This window comes from Aestuariivivens insulae, from assembly GCF_022662195.1.
Lineage (GTDB): Bacteria > Bacteroidota > Bacteroidia > Flavobacteriales > Flavobacteriaceae > Aestuariivivens > Aestuariivivens insulae.
This window is the reverse complement of the sequence record NZ_JAKMCS010000010.1, coordinates 88023-110191: the sequence shown is the minus strand read 5'-3', so window position 1 is coordinate 110191 and position 22169 is coordinate 88023. Positions and strand designations below refer to the sequence as shown.

The 22169-nt window shown below is 36.7% G+C and carries 19 protein-coding genes and 2 tRNA genes; 13 read left to right on the top strand and 8 right to left on the bottom strand.

Translation table 11 applies throughout. The annotated features are described in order from the left end of the window. The first annotated feature begins 1 nt into the window (after position 1). From MR062_RS13010 to MR062_RS12985, 6 genes are all read left to right on the top strand, one after another. On the top strand, positions 2 to 394 hold the full coding sequence (locus tag MR062_RS13010; protein WP_242204962.1) for an ExbD/TolR family protein: 393 nt from the start codon (positions 2 to 4) through the stop codon (positions 392 to 394). Continuing rightward, positions 394 to 1242 carry an energy transducer TonB gene (locus tag MR062_RS13005; RefSeq protein ID WP_242204960.1) on the top strand — a complete coding sequence of 283 codons (849 nt, stop codon included), beginning with the start codon at positions 394 to 396 and terminating at the stop codon, positions 1240 to 1242. Before MR062_RS13010 ends, MR062_RS13005 begins: the two co-directional genes overlap by 1 nt. Before the next feature lie 6 nt (positions 1243 to 1248). Then, complete coding sequence (locus tag MR062_RS13000) at positions 1249 to 2466, top strand: bifunctional folylpolyglutamate synthase/dihydrofolate synthase (RefSeq protein WP_242204958.1); 1218 nt, start codon at positions 1249 to 1251, stop codon at positions 2464 to 2466. Between the two features lie 65 nt (positions 2467 to 2531). After that, a complete protein-coding gene (locus tag MR062_RS12995) occupies positions 2532 to 3275 on the top strand; it encodes a DUF6263 family protein (RefSeq protein WP_242204956.1) in 744 nt (247 codons plus the stop codon). Between the two features lie 67 nt (positions 3276 to 3342). Next, positions 3343 to 3417, top strand: a tRNA-Val gene (locus tag MR062_RS12990). Between the two features lie 96 nt (positions 3418 to 3513). After that, positions 3514 to 3588 (top strand) — tRNA-Val (locus MR062_RS12985). Between the two features lie 205 nt (positions 3589 to 3793). Here MR062_RS12985 and MR062_RS12980 read toward each other — a convergent pair. From MR062_RS12980 to MR062_RS12960, 5 genes are all read right to left on the bottom strand, one after another. Further along, positions 3794 to 4234 (bottom strand): 2-dehydro-3-deoxyphosphooctonate aldolase, encoded by a 441-nt coding sequence (locus MR062_RS12980; protein ID WP_242204954.1) that lies wholly within the window; start codon positions 4232 to 4234, stop codon positions 3794 to 3796. Between the two features lie 45 nt (positions 4235 to 4279). Next, positions 4280 to 5707, bottom strand: coding sequence for an SDR family oxidoreductase (locus MR062_RS12975; RefSeq protein ID WP_242204952.1), 1428 nt, complete (start codon positions 5705 to 5707; stop codon positions 4280 to 4282). A 215-nt stretch (positions 5708 to 5922) separates the two neighbouring features. Next, positions 5923 to 6132 (bottom strand): hypothetical protein, encoded by a 210-nt coding sequence (locus MR062_RS12970; protein ID WP_242204950.1) that lies wholly within the window; start codon positions 6130 to 6132, stop codon positions 5923 to 5925. 97 nt (positions 6133 to 6229) lie between these two features. Further along, positions 6230 to 6484, bottom strand: coding sequence for a hypothetical protein (locus MR062_RS12965; protein ID WP_242204948.1), 255 nt, complete (start codon positions 6482 to 6484; stop codon positions 6230 to 6232). Between the two features lie 55 nt (positions 6485 to 6539). Further along, positions 6540 to 6815, bottom strand: coding sequence for a hypothetical protein (locus MR062_RS12960; RefSeq protein WP_242204946.1), 276 nt, complete (start codon positions 6813 to 6815; stop codon positions 6540 to 6542). 126 nt (positions 6816 to 6941) lie between these two features. Here MR062_RS12960 and MR062_RS12955 point away from each other — a divergent pair, with 126 nt between their 5' ends. Beyond that, the gene (locus tag MR062_RS12955) at positions 6942 to 7265 is read left to right on the top strand and encodes a helix-turn-helix domain-containing protein (protein ID WP_242204944.1); all 324 of its coding nucleotides are present in this window, start codon (positions 6942 to 6944) and stop codon (positions 7263 to 7265) included. Positions 7266 to 7491: 226 nt separating this feature from the next. After that, a complete protein-coding gene (locus MR062_RS12950) occupies positions 7492 to 8265 on the top strand; it encodes a LuxR C-terminal-related transcriptional regulator (RefSeq protein ID WP_242204942.1) in 774 nt (257 codons plus the stop codon). A gap of 168 nt (positions 8266 to 8433) precedes the next feature. Here the strand turns inward: MR062_RS12950 and MR062_RS12945 are convergent, their stop codons facing one another. Both MR062_RS12945 and gldJ read right to left on the bottom strand, forming a co-directional pair. Further along, entirely contained in the window at positions 8434 to 9708 is a 1275-nt protein-coding gene (locus MR062_RS12945) for a UDP-N-acetylmuramoyl-tripeptide--D-alanyl-D-alanine ligase (RefSeq protein WP_242204940.1), read from the bottom strand. A gap of 258 nt (positions 9709 to 9966) precedes the next feature. Then, positions 9967 to 11658, bottom strand: coding sequence for a gliding motility lipoprotein GldJ (gldJ, locus tag MR062_RS12940; RefSeq protein WP_242204938.1), 1692 nt, complete (start codon positions 11656 to 11658; stop codon positions 9967 to 9969). 262 nt (positions 11659 to 11920) lie between these two features. Here gldJ and porU point away from each other — a divergent pair, with 262 nt between their 5' ends. The 5 genes from porU (at position 11921) to MR062_RS12915 (ending at position 20959) form a co-directional block, all read left to right on the top strand. After that, on the top strand, positions 11921 to 15808 hold the full coding sequence (gene porU / locus MR062_RS12935; protein ID WP_242204936.1) for a type IX secretion system sortase PorU: 3888 nt from the start codon (positions 11921 to 11923) through the stop codon (positions 15806 to 15808). Positions 15809 to 15905: 97 nt separating this feature from the next. Then, on the top strand, positions 15906 to 17138 hold the full coding sequence (gene porV / locus MR062_RS12930; protein ID WP_242204934.1) for a type IX secretion system outer membrane channel protein PorV: 1233 nt from the start codon (positions 15906 to 15908) through the stop codon (positions 17136 to 17138). 323 nt (positions 17139 to 17461) lie between these two features. Next, a complete protein-coding gene (cdd, locus tag MR062_RS12925; protein ID WP_242204932.1) occupies positions 17462 to 17944 on the top strand; it encodes a cytidine deaminase in 483 nt (160 codons plus the stop codon). 378 nt (positions 17945 to 18322) lie between these two features. Then, positions 18323 to 19321 carry a pyruvate dehydrogenase (acetyl-transferring) E1 component subunit alpha gene (gene pdhA, locus MR062_RS12920; protein ID WP_242204930.1) on the top strand — a complete coding sequence of 333 codons (999 nt, stop codon included), beginning with the start codon at positions 18323 to 18325 and terminating at the stop codon, positions 19319 to 19321. Positions 19322 to 19324: 3 nt separating this feature from the next. Further along, positions 19325 to 20959 (top strand): pyruvate dehydrogenase complex dihydrolipoamide acetyltransferase, encoded by a 1635-nt coding sequence (locus tag MR062_RS12915; RefSeq protein ID WP_242204928.1) that lies wholly within the window; start codon positions 19325 to 19327, stop codon positions 20957 to 20959. 292 nt (positions 20960 to 21251) lie between these two features. Here MR062_RS12915 and MR062_RS12910 read toward each other — a convergent pair whose 3' ends face one another. Continuing rightward, positions 21252 to 22118, bottom strand: a complete 867-nt coding sequence (locus MR062_RS12910; RefSeq protein WP_242204926.1) for an alpha/beta hydrolase — start codon at positions 22116 to 22118, stop codon at positions 21252 to 21254. Positions 22119 to 22169 lie beyond the last annotated feature (51 nt).

Below are 22169 nucleotides of genomic sequence, written 5' to 3'. Positions count from 1 at the left end.
TATGAATTTTAGAGGAAGAAACAAAGTTACTCCCGAATTCAATATGTCGTCCATGACGGATATTGTATTCCTGTTACTTATCTTTTTTATGATTGCATCTACCTTGGTAACTACCAATGCTATTGATATTTTATTACCAAAAGCAAGCGGTAAAACGGAGAATAAGCGTTCGGTAGCAGTGAGCATTAAAAAGAATTTAACCTATTATATAGACCAAAAAAGGGTTGGTGAAAGTGTGTTGGAAAATGAATTGCTAGCTAAGCTTTCGGGACAGGAAAAGCCAACCATTGTACTTCGGGCCGAGAAATCGGTGCCAGTTGAAAACGTAGTAAAGGTCATGGACATAGCCAATAGAAATAAGTTTAAGGTGATATTGGCCGTAAAACCTAAATAATGAAATACTTCGAGACCAAACATGAGAAGGATTCAGCAAAATTAACAGCATTAATTACTGTTATTATTGTTTTGTTGTTGTTTGTGGTTGGTACAACCTATATGGATCCGCCAGAGGAGTATGGTGTAGCGGTAAACTTTGGCAATAGCGATTTTGGCCGGGGCAATATTCAGCCTAAGCAACCCGTAAAATCGGAACCTAAAAAAATTCCCGAGCCTCCTCAGCCAGAAGCCTCGAAATCACAACCGTCGCCATCTTCAGAAGCTAAAGAAGAAGTGTTGACCCAGGAGAATGAAGAAGCCATTGCTATAAAAAAGCAAAAAGAAGCCGAAGCCAGAGCAAAGGCCATTGCAGAAGCTAAGGCCAAAGCAGAAGCCGAACGCATTGCAAAAGAAAAAAGAGAGCAGGAAGAGAAGAAAAGAAAACTGGATGCACTAATAGGAGGTGTTAGTAAGTCGGAAGGGACAACAACTGGTAGTGAAGGCAATGATAATAGGGCAGGAGATAAAGGGCAATTGGATGGCGATCCTTATGCACCAAGTTATTTTGGAGGGCAAGGCACAGGAAGTGGTGGCGTAGGTTATGGTTTAAATGGCCGTGGCCGTGCTTCGTATAAAACCATGAAACAAGATTGTAATGAGTCTGGAATGGTGATTGTTAAAATTGTTGTTAACCAAAGCGGTAATGTTATAGAAGCTATTCCAGGTGTTAAGGGAACAACAAATACAGCACAATGCCTTTTAGAACCAGCAAAAAAAATAGCGCAATCCCATAAATGGCCGGCAGATTCTAATGCTCCTACAAGACAGATTGGATTTGTAAGCGTTAATTTTAAATTAAGTCAGTAGTACAGTATGACCTATCAAGAGACTGTCAATTGGATGTTTTCACAACTTCCAATGTACCAACATCAAGGTAAATTGGCTTTCAAAAAAGATTTATCCAACACCTTAAAACTTGCTGCGTATTTAAACTTTCCAGAGCGTCATTTTAAATCTATCCATGTGGCCGGTACCAATGGTAAAGGCTCTACAAGCCATATGTTGGCATCGGTTTTACAAGAAGCAGGCTATAAAGTGGGGCTATATACCTCGCCGCATTTAAAAGATTTTAGGGAGCGCATAAAAATAAACGGTCGGCCAGTAAGCAAACAGTTTGTTATGGGCTTTATAAAGCGTAATAAACCTTTTTTTGAAGCCCATCAATTATCATTTTTTGAAATGACAGTAGGCATGGCCTTTGACTATTTTTCAAAACAAAAGGTAGATATGGCTATTGTGGAAGTAGGTATGGGAGGACGACTGGATTCTACCAATATTATTACGCCAGAGTTATCGGTGATTACGAACATAGGCTTGGATCATACCCAGTTTTTGGGTCATACTTTAGAGGTTATTGCTTTTGAAAAAGGTGGCATAATTAAACCATATGTTCCTGTAGTTATTGGTGAAACCCAAGAAGAAACAAAGCCCGTTTTTGAGGACTTAGCTAGACAGTCCAACGCTAAAATTGTATTTGCGGACCAACATGTGAAGACTATTTTGGAGAGTGATTTAAAGGGACCCTATCAGTCCAAAAATATAAGGACTGTAATGCAAGCTGTGTTGGAACTTAAGCAGAAAGGATTTAAACTCTCAAATTCCAATTTAAAAAAAGGACTATTAAACGTTGTTAAAAATACGGGACTGCTAGGGCGTTGGCAAGTTTTAGGAGAGGGGCCAAAAGTAGTGTGCGATACAGGGCATAATAGGGAAGGACTTGCTTATACTATGAAACAGCTTCAGGAAGAAACCTTTAATAATTTACATCTTGTTTTTGGTGTAGTTAATGATAAGGACATAAATACAATAGCAGACCTGTTACCCAAAAAAGCCAGATATTATTTTTGTAAACCAGATATTCCGCGTGGGCAAGATGCCAAAGTATTACAGAAAGCTTTAGAGGTATATGGCATAGAGGGCCATTGTTTTGCATCGGTAAAAGAAGCTTATCAAGCGGCTTTAGAACGCGCTTCTCCAAACGATTTTATTTTTATAGGGGGGAGTACGTTTATAGTTTCAGAAATCCTTTGATTTTTTGTAATAAAAAACCTATATTCGTAGCTTAACCTATAAATAATCCCATAAATAAATTTACCATGAAAAAATTACTGTCTATTTTTTTAATTCTGGCAATTTCTGTTTCTGTTTTTGCCCAAGAATCAACGCTTTTACGATTAAATTATAATAAAGGCGATAAGTATCTCATGAAAATGAACATGAGCCAAAACATGGGCGGTGGCGCCATGTCAATGGATATGAATATGCATATGCTAATGGAAGTTGTCTCTTCAGAAGACGCTGTTTTTGGAACAAATGTAAGCTTTAGCAAGGTAGCAATGCATATGGAGCAAGGTGGTATGAAAATGGCTTATGACTCGGATGTTGAAGAAGAAAGCCTGGATGAAAACGCTAAGCAAATGGGCCAGCAAATGAAGCCTTTATTAGAAACGGTTTTGTCTGTTAAGACCAATAATTTGGGGAAAGTGTTAAAAGTAGAAGTCGTATCTGGTGCAGCAGCTAATATAGATCAATTTACCAGTCAGGTAGAAAGTGTTGTCTATCCAGAAGAGAAAGTATCTGTTGGGTATGCTTGGACTGCAGAAAAAGATAATAATGGGTTAAACATAAAAAGTACCTATACTGTAAAATCTATAGAAGTAGATAAGGTTGTTTTAGATGTGAATGGTGTTATCTCAGGTAACGCAACAGGTTCTATGTTAGGCACTATGGATATTGATAAACAGACGGGTACAGTTATAGAATCTAACTTAATAATGGATATGACGGTAATGGGGCAAGAGATGAAATCTGTTATAAAAATTACCATGGAAAAAGAATAATTTAATTTTTTTAAAAAAAGTTTTTGCCAATTGAAAAACTAGACTATATTTGCAGTCCAATTACGAAGGGCGCGTAGCTCAGTTGGTTCAGAGCACTTGGTTTACACCCAAGGGGTCAGGGGTTCGAATCCCTTCGCGCCCACAAAAAGCTTCCAGAAATGGAAGCTTTTTTTATATATTTACACGATAAATATAAAAGGGTCGTTAACTCAGTTGCCCGCCCGCCAGGGTTTTTATTGGAGTGTTAGCTCAGTTGGTTCAGAGCATCACCTTGACAGGGTGGGGGTCACTGGTTCGAATCCAGTACACTTCACATAGGCAGGCGGGGTTCAGAGTGTTACCTTGACTAGGTAGAAGTCACTGGTTCAAATCCAGTACGACCCACAACATAATTTAGTGCTACTGTTAATTTATCTGCTAATTCACGTAGCCTATAAAACAAACGCTCATATCAGGGCGTTTTTTATTTGCATTTTTTTAGGTTATGGGTTCTCGTTGTGGTTGTCGGCTGTAATCTGTTATTTTTTTAAAGTAAATCCAACGGGAGCTTTCAGTTTTCCTGAATCATACATGTTGATGTAAATTGAAATGGTATCTTTAGAATTCTCCCAAGTAACTCTATAATTATCTAGCATAACACTATCAAAACCAAAAGGGTTGTTGTCGCTTTTAATAGCGCAACAGCTTCCTGCTCTATAATATGAAATTTTTTCACCGTTTGGTCCAGCCAAGGCATTAAGATATCTTCTTTCATTTTTAGGGCCTTCCGAATTTTTAGATCCACCAACCTCTACTGGGTTTTTAGGCGATAAACCATAAGTTTTATCAGTAGATATTTCGGTTATCAAAAAGGTGTTGTTGTCACGAAGAATTTGTGCAGTATTCTTAGAAATTTGTTTTGTAGAAGAACACGATAAAAGGAATAATAAAATACCAAAAGTTGAAAGTTGTTTGCTCATTTCAATTTATTTTAACGGTTTGGCTAAATTGCATTTTAATACAGTTTAGGTTTTTTTATGTTTAGTTATATTTTTTAACATGCCCCTGAAAATTAAACCATGAAAAGGCAAGACGGAATACCAATATAGCCTACCAAATAGCCCCAATGGCCTGAAGGTGGCAGTTTGTTCTAATTTGTTACCGACAAGTTTAAATTCTAACCATGCTTCACCCGGAAGTCTCATTTCTGCAAACAAAAGTAATCGACCTTCATTTTTATTTGCGTATAAAACTCTCCAGAAGTCTAATGAATCTCCTGCACTGATTGAAGTAGCGTTTGTTCTACCTCGTCTCAGACCTACACCACCCACCATTTTGTCCAATAAACCTCTTAACCTCCATAGCAAGTTACCATAATACCAGCCAGTTTCACCACCTATACTCCAGATTCTTCGAATACATAAATTACGATCACCAAATCGTCTTGTTCTTTTATCAATAAAACATCCATAAGTCGGAACTTCTATGAAATCAGAAACATCAAAGCTAATTCCACTACTGGTGTAAGAATCTTTCCAGCTCGATATTATTTCGTTATTCTTGATTTTACTAAATGCTTTCTCAAGCGCTTCTTGATAGTTGCCGGGTTCAATTTCTAGAATTTTACTCAGCTTATTGTCTCGGCAAACGACTTCAACCTTCATGCTGTTTACAAGAGACACAGCTAACCTATAGGATGTAGACGTAACAAAGTACAACCAGTATGATGATAATCTGGGTGTCATTACAGGAACGATAAGAATTGTACGTTTTAAGCTTCTGCATTTAGCAAAGCCTAAAAGCATTTGCTTATAAGATAAAACGTCAGGCCCTCCAATATCAAAATTTTGATCGTAGGTATTAGGATTGAAAAGTGATTTGTGCAAAAACGCAATAACATCAGTAACTCCAATAGGCTGACATTTAGTTTTTAACCATTTTGGGGTGATCATTATTGGTAACTTCTCTACTAGATCCCTGATTATTTCAAAAGAGGCACTACCAGATCCAATAATTATTCCAGCTCGGAGTGTCGTAAGACTGTACCTTCCTTTATTAAGCTCAATTTCAACGAGTTTTCGTGAGCTTAGATGCTTAGATAGTTCTGTTTCATTTACAATTCCACTTAAATAAATAACATGCTCAGCATTTGTATTATTTAATGCATTCCGAAAGTTAATGGCCGATATTTTTTCGAGAGCTTGGTAGTTCTTTGATGAAGTCATAGAATGGATCAAGTAGTAAGCCCCATTAATGTCTGCAGGAATTTTTTCTAGCGATTCTTCTTTTAAGAAGTCAACTTCAATTACAGAAATCTTATTGCTAATGGAGGGGGGAGGGCTAAATCTTCGCTTATCACGAACGCAACATACTACTTCATAACCTGCTTCAATTAGAACAGGTAATAACCTTTTTCCTATGTATCCAGTTGCACCGGTAAGAAGTACTTTCATGTTCAATTATACACAACTAAAAAATAAACACAATGGGGTTTATTTCCATTATATTTATCGTACTAAATGTAATGAAAATTCTTAAATGGGTGTGAAGGCAGACTGCAAAAAGGAGCGAAGTTGCAGTATTGCTATTAGTTAATATTGAATAATAATTCGCTTTCAACAATACAAATATCATTGTAATAGCTAAAGCGCAATTAATCCTGAGTGGTTCAAAAGTTAGATTTAGTATGCTTACCGTTGTAATTGCTTAATGTGGTTCTGTTAACGTAATTAGGTGTTTGTACCTTATGAAATCGAATAAGTTCGAGTAAGGTTTCAAAGTTTTCGTAATCTTCACTGTTGCCATGATTGGCATAATAAAACTCCAAATCCAATAGGCAATCGAATATTCTTTGTTTTTGTTGTTTGGTTAATTTCATTAGATGTTCGGTTATGAGAGGCCTTGATTAAGTAAAGGGTTGGTTGTTTGCACGAATTACACCATAGTTTAAAGTGGTTGTATACGATAGCATAATGTTATTCCCAGAATTCGATGAGCACCCCATTACGATAGCCCTTTAGGGTGATATTGGCAGGGATTTCTTGGCATAGTATGGCAAGTTGGATAATTTGTTGTCTCACTAAAGGCTCCTTAACAATGGTCATATAACCATTAAATCCGCCATATTTCTGAGTTTCGATACCTCTAAGTGTACGGGTATGAAAAATGGTGTTGAATCCATCTTCAATTTTTTTATGGTAATCTTTAAAATTTATTGTTTTTTTTCTCATGTACTTTAAGTTTAGGTTTTCGCATGTTGTAGGATTTGGGGTTAACATATGTGGGTTATTCTTTTAGGTTCTCTTTTAGCTTTAGTGTTATGCTTTTATACTCTCTAGCAATTTCTACGATGGTATTAAAAATGACAATGTTTTTAGTGAGTCCACATTTCGTGTTTCTAACCGTTTGGGAATCGACTTCATAATGCTTGGCTTTTAGTTTGCTTATAACTATGGCTGTGTATTCTTTGGGAAGGTATTTGGTAAGCAAATCTTTTAAAACCTCCCGTTCTTTGGGTGTGTTGACATCATAAGAAGTATATAATTTATTTAAATTTGTCATAACTTGTATAAATTTGTTTAGATTTGGGTAAAATCTCACGATACGAATGAATTTACATACAAATATATGTAAATAATTAAAAAAAGTCAAAAATATTTATCTATTAGTAAAAATTTAGTGTTTGTTATGGTATTTGAAGATAAGCTTAGGCAACTTATAAAAAGTAAATATGATAAACTGGGAGATCTGGCTGTAAAGTTTGATATGAATTATTCACAGCTATCCCAATATGTAAATGGCAAAAAGGTATCGATAGAATTTTTGACTAAGATTATTCATGAGTTTCCAGAAGCTGATCTTAATTGGCTTTTAAGGGACGACTATTTTGTTGAGGATGGAGTTAATGAAAAGCCAGGAGCATATAAGGTCTTTTTGAACAATGAGCAAATAATTGACAAAATGGAAAAATTACTTAAAGAGCTGAGAAGTAAGTTACCTGAAGAGAAATAAAGAGCTGTGGACCTATCTATTTAAGCTCCAATCCTAAATTATTAAAAGTACAGTAGTATATTGGCTTTAGCACTATGTAAGTCGTTTACGATTGTTAAAAATATAAAAACCTCATTATTAAACAGTCTAAAGTAACTTTTGGGGTGGCTTAGTTTTTATTTCTCCAAATAATTGTTATTTTTCCTTGGTACGGGAATTAACAATTTAAAATATAAAAATTATTTTTATGAGACTGGCAGATATAAAGAGTAAGTATAAAACCATTTTTGAATCTTATGACAGCCCATCGTTAGATGAACATATTAGTAAGATTATTGAGCTCGATTACTATTTGCCTTACAGTTCTACATTTTTTTGTGTGACCAACACACAGGACTTAACCTTTCAATATGTGAGTAAAAATGCCAAAGCTTGTTTGGGAATTGAAGCTCAAGAATTACAATCTCAGGGCATGCGCTATTTTTGGAGTAGGATCCATCCCGACGATATAGACAAATGGTTGAAGGCACTTAATGATCTTATGGCATTCACGCTTTCTGAGATTGCACTTAGCGATCGAAAGCAGATGAGTTATACCTGGAACTATAGGTTTAAAAACATTAAAGGAGAATACGTCAACATTATACAGAATACTACGCCTTTAGAGTTCGATGCCCAAATGAAACCCATAATAGGTTTGGCGCATTACACGGTTTTAAATTCAAAAATAAAGATGCCTGTAACGGCTTCGGCTAAGTTTTTAAACGCCAATAATGAATATGAAACAAAGTACTATAATAATTTTTCGCAAAAGCTGTTAACGGATGGTATTAGTAACAGAGAGCGTGATATTGTACGGCTATTAGTGTTGAATTACACCAGTAAGGAAATTGCAGATAAGCTTAATATTAGTTCTAATACCGTTGACACACACCGCCGAAATATCCTTAAAAAACTAAATATTTCTTCTACAGGAGAATTGGTTGGATTGCTAAAAATGAACAATGCGCTATTGATTTAGATGTTGTTTGTGGTCAATGAATAGTAAAAATACTCAAATTGAGTATTGCAAATTACAGTTTTTAATAGGTACTTTACATTGCTATTAATCGATAGATTTAGGGAAGAGTTTAACGATGGACGTCTATAAGCATTTATGCGGATAGACGTTTTTTTATCATAGCTACTATTAAAAACAGTTTAAAGTTCGTTCTAAGGCCATACCCCTAGAACCTTTTATTAAAATGGTGGTATTATCGACTTTCGACAAATCTAATAAGGCCTTGAAATCATTAAAAGTATTGAATTGTTTAACCTTGCTTGCATTAGTTTGGCATTTAAAAAAGTTTTCACCAATTAAAATGATGTCATCAAAATTCAGGGATATAGCTAAGTCTGTAATAGCTTGATGTTCCTGGGCTGCATAATTGCCCAATTCGAACATGTCCCCAAGAATTACCATTTTTAAGCCTTGTTGTTTTTCTAGATTCATTAAAGCAGCACGCATGCTACTTGGGTTGGCATTATAGGCATCCAATATAATTTTTAAACTGCCTTTTTTAATAATTTGTGAACGGTTATTGTTAGGGGTATAGTTTTCAATGGCATGCTTTATAGCTTCATCATCAACTTTAAAATAATGTCCCATAGCTATTGCAGCAGCAATATTGCTAAAGTTGTAGCTCCCTATAAGTTGGCTGTTTATTTCAAGGTTGTTGTAATTCAGTTTTACAAAAGGTTCGGCACTAATAAAGTTGATGTTTACATGTTGTAGAGCGTCGCCAAAGGTATGTCTGTTAGCCTGCTTAGTCTTTTCAGCCTGTATCGCATCATTGGCATTTACAAAAATAGTTTTGTGGTGTGCTATTAGGTAATTATATAGTTCGCTTTTGCCTTTTATAACGCCTTCAACGCCTCCAAAACCTTCTAAATGAGCTTTGCCAAAGTTGGTAATATAGCCATAGTCTGGTTGGGCGATGCCACATAGAAACTCAATTTCTTTTTGATGGTTGGCGCCCATTTCCACGATGCCTATTTCGGTACCATTAGTCATAGAAAGTAAGGTTAGGGGAACCCCAATGTGGTTGTTTAAATTGCCAACGGTTGCAGTAGTACTATATTTTTGCGACAAAACAGCGTTTATCAGCTCTTTGGTGGTGGTTTTGCCATTACTGCCGGTTAAAGCTATAATAGGAAGTTTTAAATGCTGTCTATGGTAAGAGGCTAATTGCTGTAATGTTTCAAGAACATTATTAACCAGAATAGTTTGGTTTTTTATAGTGAATTTAGGGTCGTCTATTATAGCATATTTGGCGCCTTGTTCTATTGCTTGCTTTGCATAAGCATTGCCATTAAAATTATCACCTTTAAGTGCAAAAAACATATCGTTTTCAGCAATTGTTCTGGTGTCTGTACATGCGGCGTGGCATTCTAGGAATAGGGCGTGTATATTGGCTATGGTCAAGGGCGTATTTTTGTAATTATAAAATAATATTAAGCTATTCTACATTTCAAATAATTCTCCGAGTCATTGTGAGTGATTCCGAGTATTCCAAATTGCCTGCCTGCTGGCAGGCAGGTATCGAGAAGCTAGATTTGCTAGTGTTCTTGATACGCTTCGCACTCGAACTGACAATTGCAATATATTTAAAATGCACAGCAGGTTAAATGTAATAAAAAAGCCCTAACCGAGGTTAGGACTTTTTATTATTTTAAAACAAAATTAATTTTTCGTTTTATTCTTTCTTTTGGTTTTAGAACCTACTCTAGACATGGCGCATCTAAATCCTATATAGTCGGTTGCCATATCTTCTGGGTAATAGCGGCGTTGTGCAGGATCTAACCAGTATTCTCTATCTTTCCAAGAACCGCCTTTGTAAACTCTTACATTGTCATTGATTAATGACGTTCTATTGTTGTTTTTATCGTATTCTCTAATAATGTTGCCCGTAGAATCTCTTTCAATTCGGTGCGTAGGAGAGTTGTACATTTTTCTGGTATGGTTTGTAGCTTCTTCACTTTCATCTCCTTCATTAAAGCTTTCAAAATATCTAGAAGAGCGCTTGTCACCATCTCTAAAGTTGATATGATCACTTTTATCAAAATTAGTTCTTAAATAGGTTTCATTTTCATCTACTGCTACTTGGTGTATTTCACCAGGTAAATTTCTTGCAATAAGTTTGCCTGTAGATAAGGTATCGTAAACAATATCTTCTGGTGTTACCACTTTAACCTGGCCTTCTTCGTCTATAGCATTTTTGGTGTAAATGTTACCTCTAAAGTAGTTAAAGTCGTTAAACTCATCATCTACAATAGGTCTGTAAACATCTGCAACCCATTCGGCTACGTTTCCTGCCATATCATATAAACCATAATCGTTCGGGTCGTATGATTTCACTTCGTTAGTAATATCGGCACCATCATCAGACCAACCGGCAATTCCACCGTAGTCTCCTTTACCTTGTTTAAAATTAGCTAATTGGTCACCACGAATTCTACGTTTTCCAGCACGAGTGTACTGTCCATCCCAAGGGTATTTTTTACGACCTCTATACACGTTATAACTTCTAATTTCGCTTAGTCCAAGTGCAGCATATTCCCATTCTGCTTCAGTTGGGAGTCTATATTTTAAAGGAATAACCCCCGATTCTCTTTTGGCATAAATATTTACTGGGTTTCCATCGGCGTCTACTTGTGCATTTCTACTTCTACCACCTTCTGGATTGATAACCTCTTCATTACCTCCATAAGTCATCGTTGGCGCATTAATATAAGTGTCTATATTAAACGTTGCATCGGCTGAAACATCGGTAAGGTGAGAGCCTCTTTTAGTATAGCCTGCTTTTTGTAAAGCCATTTCTCCAACACGATCCGATCTCCAATTGGCAAACTCCACAGCTTGAATCCAACTAACACCTACAACAGGGTATTCGGCATAACCTGGGTGACGCAAATAGTTTTCGGTCATAATCTCATTAAAGCCCAGTCGGTTTCTCCAAACTAAAGTATCTGGTAGGGCTCCGTGATAAATTGCTCTAAAGTTTTCGTCTGTTGGAGGATAAACACGTTTAATCCAATCTAGATATTCTAGGTACATTACATTGGTTACCTCGGTCTCGTCCATATAAAACGATTGTACGTGCTGTTGATTGGGTGTATTGTTCCAATCGTGCATCACGTCGTCCTGTACACGGCCCATGGTAAAAGTACCTCCTTCAATAAATACTAAGCCAGGTGCGGTTTCTTGTTCTTCAAAACGGGTATTGTATTGAAAACCTCCTTCACGGTCGTTAATTTGCCATCCTGTAGCTCTGGAAGTGTTTTTAGAGCTCGTCGACTTTTTACAGCTAAATGCTGCTAAAGACAACCCTAGTATAAGCAGAGTTTTGAATGTTACTACTTTTTTCATATCCATATCTTTAAGTAAGCTAATTTATATTTTGGTGCTGCAATATAAGAATTAAACCGAAGATTGCAAGCGATTTTAAGCATTTTGACTAAAAAAAAGTGTATTTCACCTTATTTTTTATGCATTTTATCGATGATTTTGCTGATTTTAACCACCGTTTTGTGTTGTATTAACGTATGTTTTACGAATTTATTATTGTATTTTTGAAGCGAGTGTAAAAATATTTTATTTTTAATAATAACGACCTATTAAATACGTTATTCTTGCAATGAAAGAAAGATTTTTAGTCCTATTTATATTATTTTATACGCTTGCTTTTGCTCAACAGAAGCAATTTTCTATTCAATGGGAAGGGGTTCAAAAGCTTTCTACAGGTCATAGCACCATCGAAATCCCTACTTTTAATAGAGACAATTTTAGTTACGATTTTGATACAGGTCTGCTGTTTATAGCACAATGGAAAACAACTACACCTGTAAACGAAGCTTCTATTGTGGTTAATAATATTAGCTATAAAACGGTCGCTAAAAATGAGCTAAAAGATTTAGATCTAAGCAAGATAGCAACTAAGCTAACTTATAGTTTGCATAATTCTTATGGCAGATATAAGCAATATGCCTTTTTCCAATTGTCTCCAATTATAAAAGATGCTAGTGGGAATTACAAGAAGGTCGTTTCCTTTCAAATTGAATATAAAAATGGTGTAAGCACCAGCAAAACGCTATCAAATAAAGGATTTACTTCGTCTCGTATTGTATCTAACTCTGCGCTAAGTTCTGGGGAATGGTACCGCTTTTATGTGGATACCACTGGGGTGTTTAAGCTAAGTAAAGGCTTTTTACAGCGCTTGGGCGTTAATGTTAACAATGTAGATCCCAGAACAATTAAAGTGTATGGTAATGGCGGCCGTATGATTCCTTATGCAAATGGAGTAGCTTATCCATTTGATGTTGAAGAGAATGCCATAAAATTTGAAGGCGAAGACGATGGCGTATTTAACGACGAAGATTATATACTTTTTTATGCTGAAGGCCCTAAGTTGTTTGATGCACAAAGCAATACCAATATTAATTGTTATACCGATAAAACCTATTATTATATTAATGTAAGCCCTGGAAACGGTAAACGCATAACACCGCTTTTAGAGCCTAGTGGTGCGGTTACCATGAACATAGATACTTATGAAGATTATCAATTTCATGAGGTGGATGTTTATAATATTGCGTCTTTGGGCAGGCGTTGGTTTGGTGAACGATTTGATATAGAAAGCGATAAATCTTTTGAGTTTCAGTTTCCAGGCCTAGTGACTTCAACGCCAATTCACTTAAATGTGTATGTGGCTGCAGCTTCATCAACATCAAGTGCCATGCAAATAAGTGTTAATGGTGCTTCTGTTTCAACTCTAACCATGGCTGGCTCTTCTGGGGCAAATTTGGCAAGTGGTGCTCAGTATAATGGAGATGTTAATGTAAGTTCTCCTTCCGTTATGGTGAGTTTAAGCTATAACAATCAAGGTAATCCCAGTGCTTTGGGTTATTTGGATTATATTTCTATTGAAGCCACCCGAGCATTAAACTTTAATAATAAGCAATTTCAGTTTAAAAACAGTGCTGTTGCTACAGCATCAGGGGTTGGACAGTACACCATTGCTAATGCATCCCAGATGTCTGAGGTATGGGAAATAACCGATATCTATAATGTAACAAGCCTTCAAAATACCGAATCGACTTCTTCGTTTAGTTTTAAAACTACATTAGGAACACTAAAGACTTTTGTAGCGCTGTCACCTCAAGATTTTTTTGAGCCTAAAGTAGATGGAACCACCACTGTTCCCAATCAAAATATAAAAGGGACCATTTTTACCGATGCTCAAGGGAACTTTCAGGATGTAGATTATATAATTGTTGCCCGAAACGATATGTTAAATCAGGCAGAGCGCTTGGCAAACATCAATAGGAGTAAATATGGCATTAATGTTAAGGCTATAGGGCTAAATGAAATTTATAATGAGTTTAGTACAGGAAACCCAGATATTGGTGCCATTAGAAACCTTGTTAAATATGTTTATGATAATGCCAGTTCACCAGACAAACGGATAAAATACTTGTGTTTGTTCGGAGATGGGTCTTACGATTATAAAGACCGGGTGCAAAATAATACCAATGTAGTACCGTCTTGGTATTCGTTAAACAGTTTTAACTTAACCAGTTCTTATGTCTCTGATGATTTTTATGGGATGATGGACGATAATGAAGGTATGATGTCCGTTAGTGATAAGTTGGATATTGCTGTAGGGCGTATCCTTGCCGATACCCCGCAGCGAGCTAAAGATATGGTGGATAAAATAGAATTGTATTATGCCAAGGAAGCCTATGGCAGTTGGCGCAATAATTTTATCGCAGTTTCAGATGACGTGGATCAAGATTGGGAGGGCATTTTACAGGAAACGACCAATAATTTAGGTGATATGGTTACAGCTGAGAAGCCATACATCAATGTAATTAAAATTCATAGCGATGCTTATAAGCAGGAAGTTTCGGCCGGTGGAGAACGTTACCCTTTGGTCACAGAGGCCTTGGTTAATGGTATCGATAAAGGAGCTTTAGTGGTTAATTATTTTGGACATGGAGGCGAAGATGGCTTGTCGGGAGAGCGTATCTTTTTAAAGCCTCATATTGAAAATTTACAAAATCTGTGTAAGCTCAACTGTTTTGTAACCGTAACCTGTGAATATACCAAGTTTGATAATCCCCATAGGGAAACAGCAGGAGAGTTTACGTTTTGGAATAAGGAAGCTGGAGCCATAGGGCTTATTACTACAACGCGGCAGGTGTTTGTGATTTTTGGAACCAACTTTAATAATGTTCTAGAAGAATACTTGTTTTCGTTTAGCGATAATGATACTTATAATGACTATGAGTACCCATCGGCTGCTGAAGCCCTGCGTTTAACCAAAAACGATCCTTCCATATCCAATCAAGGACAAAGGCGTCTGGTGTTTTATATAGGGGATCCAGCCATGCAGTTGGCATTTCCAAAACCCAATATCAGGTTAACAAAAATTAACGACGTGCCCGTAGCGCAGGCAACAGATACGCTCAAGGCCCTAAGCTATGTTAAGCTTGCCGGTGAAGTTACCGATGTAAATGGCAATGTATTGACCAACTATAATGGAACACTGTCTACAACCATATACGATAAGTATGTAGATAGACAAACTTTGGCCAATGATGGTACCAGGGATTCAAATGGGCAGCTCATTAAACTGGACTTTACTGCTTTGGGAGCTACTATTTTTAGAGGGCAATCCTCAATACAAAACGGACAATTTGAATTCGATTTTGTAGTGCCCAGGGATGTAGGTATTCCTGTAGGCTATGGAAAACTAAGCTTTTATGCTAAAAATGAAACTTCAACAGAAGATCAAACTGGAGCCAGTATCAATGAGGTTAAAATAGGAGGGCTAAATGAGAATGCCGAAGAAGATAATATCGGTCCGGTAATTACCTTGTATATGAATGACGAAAATTTTGTTTCGGGAGGTATTACTAACGAATCCCCTACCTTATTGGCTAAATTGGAAGATGCTAACGGCATAAATACCGCCAGTGGTATTGGGCATGATATTGTAGCTATAATTGATGGAGATGAAACCAATCCATATGTGTTGAATGATTATTATCAAACCGAAGTAGACAATTACCAAAAGGGAGTGGTGAGTTTTCCTTTTCGGGATTTAGAACCCGGGTTGCATACCTTAACCCTTAAGGCATGGGACGTTTACAATAATTCCTCGATAGCCGAAATCCAATTTATTGTTTATGATAAAGACCAAGAATTGGTTATTAATAATGTGCTGAATTACCCCAATCCATTTGTAAATTATACAGAATTTTGGTTCAATCACAATAGTTCTACACCTTTAGACGTTTCAATACAGATATTCACCGTGTCTGGAAAGTTGGTTAAGACCATTATTGGCCAAACCAATGCGGGAACAAAAGTAACCAGTTCCTTGTCCAGGGATATGGTCTGGGACGGTAGGGATGATTTTGGTGATAAAATAGGGAAAGGTGTTTATGTTTATAAACTCACTGTGAAATCGGAATTGTTGAATAAAAAAGTAGAAAAAATAGAAAAACTGGTCATTTTGTAGCCCTAATCATGGATTGTGACCGATTATTTTTGCAGGTTAAGGGTAAAGACTGTAACAGTTTAAAATAAAATTTATATTTGTTAACTAAACTAATTTCATGAAGAATAAACTATTATTAGCAATGGCTTTTGCCGCTATATTAAAATTAGGAGCTCAAACTACAATACAGCCTTATGATAATGATTCTAGGGTGATTACTACAGGGATGCCATTTGTTTTAATAGCAGCAGACTCGAGAGCTGCAGCTATGGGGGATATGGGGGTAGCTACTTCGGTCGATGGGTTTTCTCAACAATGGAACTCCTCAAAATATGTGTTTTCAGAGACTAAATCTGGTTTAGCGGTGAGCTACACACCTTATTTAAGTAAATTGGTAAATGATATCTTTTTAGGAAACCTAACTTATTTTAATAGGTTGGATGAACGTAGTGCTTTTGCTGCCAGTTTAAGGTATTTTTCTTTGGGGGATATTGAATTTATAGATCAATTGCCAGATGGGAGTTTAACACAAGAAATTATACAAAGACCTAATGAGTTGTCTTTGGATGTATCTTATGCTCTAAGGTTGAGTGACCAGTTCGCTATGTCTGTAGCCATGCGTTACCTAAGGTCAGATTTAAGGCTGGATGATGGCAGCGGTAATACAGATGCGGCTAATACTTTTGGGGTTGATATTTCAGGATATTATCAAAGTGAAGAGGAAGCCTATAACGATTTTAATGGACGTTGGCGAATGGGTTTTGCCATTCAGAATATAGGGCCTAAATTTAAGTATCTTGAGGATGGTTCTGAAAATTTTCAACCTACAAACTTGAGGTTAGGAGCTGGATTCGATTTTATTTTTGATGACTATAATAAAATTGCTGTTACAGCAGAGGTGGCGAAACTATTAGTGCCAACGCCTCCAATTTTAGGTATTGAGTTTGAAGATGCTAATGGGAATGGTACTTATGATGATGGAGAGAATATTGTAGCAGAAGATGTTATTTATAAAGGGAAATCACAAGACGTTAATTTCTTGTCAGGAATATTTCAATCCTTTGGAGATGCTCCAGGCGGGTTTAGCGAAGAGTTAAAAGAATTTACCTATGCCTTAGGAGCCGAATATTTATATCAAGATTCCTTTGCACTAAGGGCTGGTTATTTTAATGAAGCCGAAGAAAAAGGGGCAAGAAAGTTTTTTGCATTAGGAGCCGGATTTAAATACAATGTTGTTAATGTAGACTTGTCTTACCTGTTTTCTGCATCAAAGGTGCAAAGTCCGTTAGAAGGAACCTTGCGCTTTTCGTTAACCTTTAATATAGGTGCAGGGGAATATACAGAGTATTAGTAACGCACACACAGCTTCTTTTATATAAAAAAGGCCATTGCCCAAGCGGTAATGGTTTTTTTGTTTAAATTGAGGAGAATTTCCTCGATGCTTTTGTGTCGAGGTATCAATTGAATCTGCCTGACTGCCGGTAAGGCAGACAGGGTTGTTATTCTCGCAGAAGCGGGAATATCATATTAGTAAGTTCAAAAAGATACAATAGAAGCATAATAAAACATTCATGACTAAAGTTTTAACTCACAGTAGAAAGTTAATATGGATGTTACATGCGATACCCTGGGCTTGCCGAAGGGGGACCATTAAAAAATAATAAATATTAACACATGAGAGAAGTAAAAATAAAGTGTGTTTTACAAGTTTTTGGCGGTATAGACCAACTTCCGGAAGATGTTAAAGATTTGATGCAAGAAGCTATAAGAGCTAGAAAGAAAGCCTATGCGCCCTATTCAAACTTTCAAGTAGGGGCGGCAATACTATTGGATAATGGAGAAGTCATAATAGGTAGTAATCAGGAAAATGCATCGTACCCATCCGGTTTGTGTGCCGAACGTACTGCGGTATATTATGCTGGTGCAAAATACCCTAATATTAAAATTTTAAAAATGGCCATCACTGCCGCTTCGAGCAAAGGAACAACACTAGAGCCTATACCGCCATGTGGTGCTTGTAGACAGGCTATTGCAGAATATGAAGTAAAACAAAACCAGCCTATAGAGATATATTTTATGGGCGAATCTGGTAAGGTGGCAAGATCCAATTCACTATCAAATTTATTGCCCTTGGTTTTCGATAAGTCGGTATTGTAAATAAAAGGTTAAAGGTTGAATGTGAAGTACTGCCAACTGACACTGAACCCTGAACACTGAGCACTAAGCTCTGCGACTGTTTACCAAGCAAACCTGATGCGTTTGAAAAATAAAACTTCCGCTTTCTAGCCCCTAATTTCCAGTTTCTAACCTCCAGCATCAAGCATCTAGTATGCAACTTCAGTCCTCCGTAGTCGGTCTTCCAAATTCTATCTTAAAACTTTTAACTTTTTGGCATAAAAAATTATCAAATAATCAATTGTTGCCGTTTAGAATATTTTTTTTGATATTTTACTAGTTTAATCAGCTTGTATTTTTTCAATATCTCACAAAGTATTACTTTTGTACCTCGCATAAATTAAACCTAGATATAAGTCGATGCAAAAAATAACAAAAGAGGTTTACCTTAAATGGTATGAAGACATGTTATTCTGGAGAAAGTTTGAGGACAAACTAGCTGCAGTTTATATTCAACAAAAAGTTAGAGGATTTCTTCATTTATACAATGGTCAAGAAGCTATTTTAGCAGGAGCATTACATGCTATGGATTTGACCAAAGATAAAATGATAACAGCTTATCGTAATCACGTGCAACCTATAGGTATGGGAGTAGATCCTAGACGTGTTATGGCAGAGCTGTATGGAAAAGGCACAGGAACATCCCAAGGTTTGGGAGGGTCTATGCATATCTTCTCTAAAGAACACCGTTTTTATGGTGGACATGGTATTGTAGGAGGGCAAATTCCGTTAGGGGCAGGTATTGCTTTTGGTGATAAATACCACGGAAGCGATGCTGTTACCTTATGTTGTTTTGGTGATGGAGCAGCAAGACAGGGTTCATTACATGAAACCTTTAACTTAGCGATGCTTTGGAACTTACCTGTAGTGTTTGTTTGTGAAAACAATGGTTATGCTATGGGAACATCGGTAGAGCGTACCGCAAACCATGAAGAAATATGGAAGTTGGGGCTAGGTTACGAAATGCCTTGTGGTCCTGTAGATGGTATGAACCCTGTAAAAGTAGCCGAAGCTTTCGATGAAGCAATTCAACGGGCACGTAAAGGAGGAGGACCTACATTCTTAGAATTGAAAACCTATCGTTATAGAGGGCATTCTATGAGTGATGCACAACACTATAGAACAAAAGAAGAGGTAGAGGAGTATAAGAAGATAGATCCTATTACACAAGTAAAAGACATTATTCTTGAGAAAAAATACGCCTCGGCAGAAGATATAAAAGTTATAGATAAGCGTGTAAAAGACAGAGTTTCTGAATGCGAAAAATTCGCAGAAGATTCACCGTGGCCAGAAAAGAGTGTGATGTACGATGTGGTTTACGAGCAAGAAGATTATCCATTTATTCAACATAAATTATAGACTATGGCAATAGTAGTAAATATGCCGCGATTAAGCGATACTATGGAAGAAGGAACCGTGGCAGCATGGTTAAAAAAAGTAGGTGATAAGGTTGAAGAAGGCGATATTTTAGCAGAAATTGAAACCGATAAGGCAACCATGGAGTTTGAATCCTTTAACGAAGGAGTTTTGCTTCATATAGGTGTTCAAGAAGGTGAAACTACGAAAGTAGATGAATTGTTGGCTATAATTGGTGAAGAAGGTGAGGATATATCTGAATTGTTAAAAGGAGGGGCGAATGTAGCTCCAACAGAAGCAAAAGAAGAAAAAAAGGACGATACTGTCACTCCGAATGTGGCTGAGGAGCCTAAAGCAGAGGTGGCTTCACAAGAACTTCCAGAAGGTGTTGTAGTGGTAACCATGCCACGTTTAAGTGATACCATGGAAGAAGGTACTGTAGCTACCTGGTTGAAGAAAGTAGGAGATACTGTTGAAGAAGGGGATATATTAGCAGAGATTGAAACCGATAAGGCCACTATGGAATTTGAGTCATTTCAATCGGGAACCTTGTTGGAAATAGGTTTACAAGAAGGTGAATCGGCTAAGGTAGATGCGTTGTTAGCTATTATAGGGCCGGAAGGCACCGACGTATCTGGTGTAGCGGCTAACTTTAAAGCACCTGCAGAAGCTAAAAAAGAAGAAACACCAAAAGCTGAAGTTAAGGCAGAGGCTCCCAAAACAGCTCCAACTGTCACTTCGAGCGCAGTCGAGAAGTCTCATCAACCAGCTCCAACACCTGTAACTTCAAACGGTAGGGTATTTGTATCGCCGTTAGCAAAACGATTGGCCGAAGAAAAGGGCATTAATTTAACCCAAGTTCAAGGTTCTGGAGAACATGGACGTATTATAAAGCGCGATATAGAAAACTATACGCCAGCGGCTGTGGCATCGGTTGGTAAGTTTGTGCCAGCAGGCCAAGAAGATTTTGAAGACATTCCAAATTCACAAATGCGTAAGGCCATTGCCAAAGCATTGACCAATTCTAAATTTTCAGCACCGCATTATTACTTGGCAGTGGAGTTTGATATGGATAATGCCATAGCATTCCGTCAGCAATTTAATTCATTACCAGACACTAAAATATCATTTAACGATATCGTTGTTAAGGCCTGTGCTTTAGCGTTAAAACAACATCCGCAGGTTAACTCGCAATGGTTTGCAGATAAAATGCGTTTAAATAACCATGTGCATATTGGTGTTGCTGTTGCAGTTCCAGACGGATTGGTAGTGCCAGTGGTACGTTTTGCAAACGAACAAAGTTTGCCACAAATAGGTGCGGCGGTAAAAGAATTGGCAGGAAAAGCTAGAAACAAAAAGCTAACACCACAAGAAATGGAAGGTAGTACCTTTACCGTGTCTAACTTGGGTATGTTTGGTATCGATTATTTTACATCGATTATCAACCAGCCTAATTCAGCAATATTATCGGTGGGAGCTATTGTTCAAAAACCAGTAGTTAAAAATGGTCAAGTAGTGGTTGGAAATACCATGAAGTTAACTTTGGCTTGCGACCATAGAACGGTTGATGGAGCTACGGGAGCAGAATTCCTTCAAACCTTAAGAGGGTATGTTGAGAACCCTGTAACTATGTTGGTATAATACATTATTATCCTGAACATGCTTTGGGATTTCATTATAAGTTAAAACCTGTTTCAAATTATATGAAACAGGTTTTTTTAATAAATCAACTTTCTAACTTCTATTCAAGTTTGCTAGTAGAGGGATCAATAACGGTTTTTATAGCTAAATCAAAGTAAAACCTTATATAATTCATTTGGCATTTTAAAAATAGTAATGTTTAAGGTCTTCAGCCCATATTATTACATAAGAAAATTATTCCCATTGTTTTAGGTAGCCGTTTCATATCAAAACATATGGTGTTGTCAAATTATTAATCAAACATTAATTTTTTTAATTTTTCTTTATGTGGAGATTCAAACATAGAACTATGTGAGCCGTCGGGAACTTTATAAACAGTTGCTTTATGGGTTGTTAAAAAATTAATTTCCTTATTGGTTAATCTACCAACGGCTTCATCCTTCTCTCCGAATGCATAGATAACATTGGATAGGTCTATATCTTTAAGAAGTTGTGTATAACGATTTTTTCCGAACCCTGCCTGTAATCTAAATTTAGCATAACTTTCTTTTTTCTCAACTTCAGATATGTCTGAAGAAAAATTTTCAGGTGTAGGCGTGACGCCTTCTTTAAAGATATAACTTTTCCGGTCTCTAAAGCCTTGCCATACCAAATCGGGAAAATCCAGTCTTCCTGCCATGATGAGGTATTTTTTGACTTTTGGTTTGTATTCTGCAATTAATGAAGGAATTAACACTGCACCAAAGGAATGTCCTACTACATAAACTTCTTTCCCTTGTTTTCTGAAGTGCTCGATAACTCTATATAATATTTTTACGGAAACTTGATCTTCTTTTATTGCTCTCTCAAAGGTTAGGTTTTCGTTTAGGCCAACTATTACTCTCTTATTATATGTGTTTGTTTGGTGTACGTACACTTCATGAAATTCAGAAAAATTAAGATCATCAAAATAGTCTGTACTCAATTTACTGTCAGGTCCTCCATTACTATATAAAATAACTTTATTGGATTTGGTATTCCCTTTTTCAACATAAAGTTTGGTTACATCATTAGGTAATTGCGTAACATTATCTCGCTGTGTTTTTAAATCATCTTTTGAACAGGATGAAATAAAAATCGCAATAAACATTAATACTAAGGCATTTTTAACTTTATTCATTTTTAACTTTATTTTTTTATTTAACATTCTTTCGTTAGGTAGTAACACTAG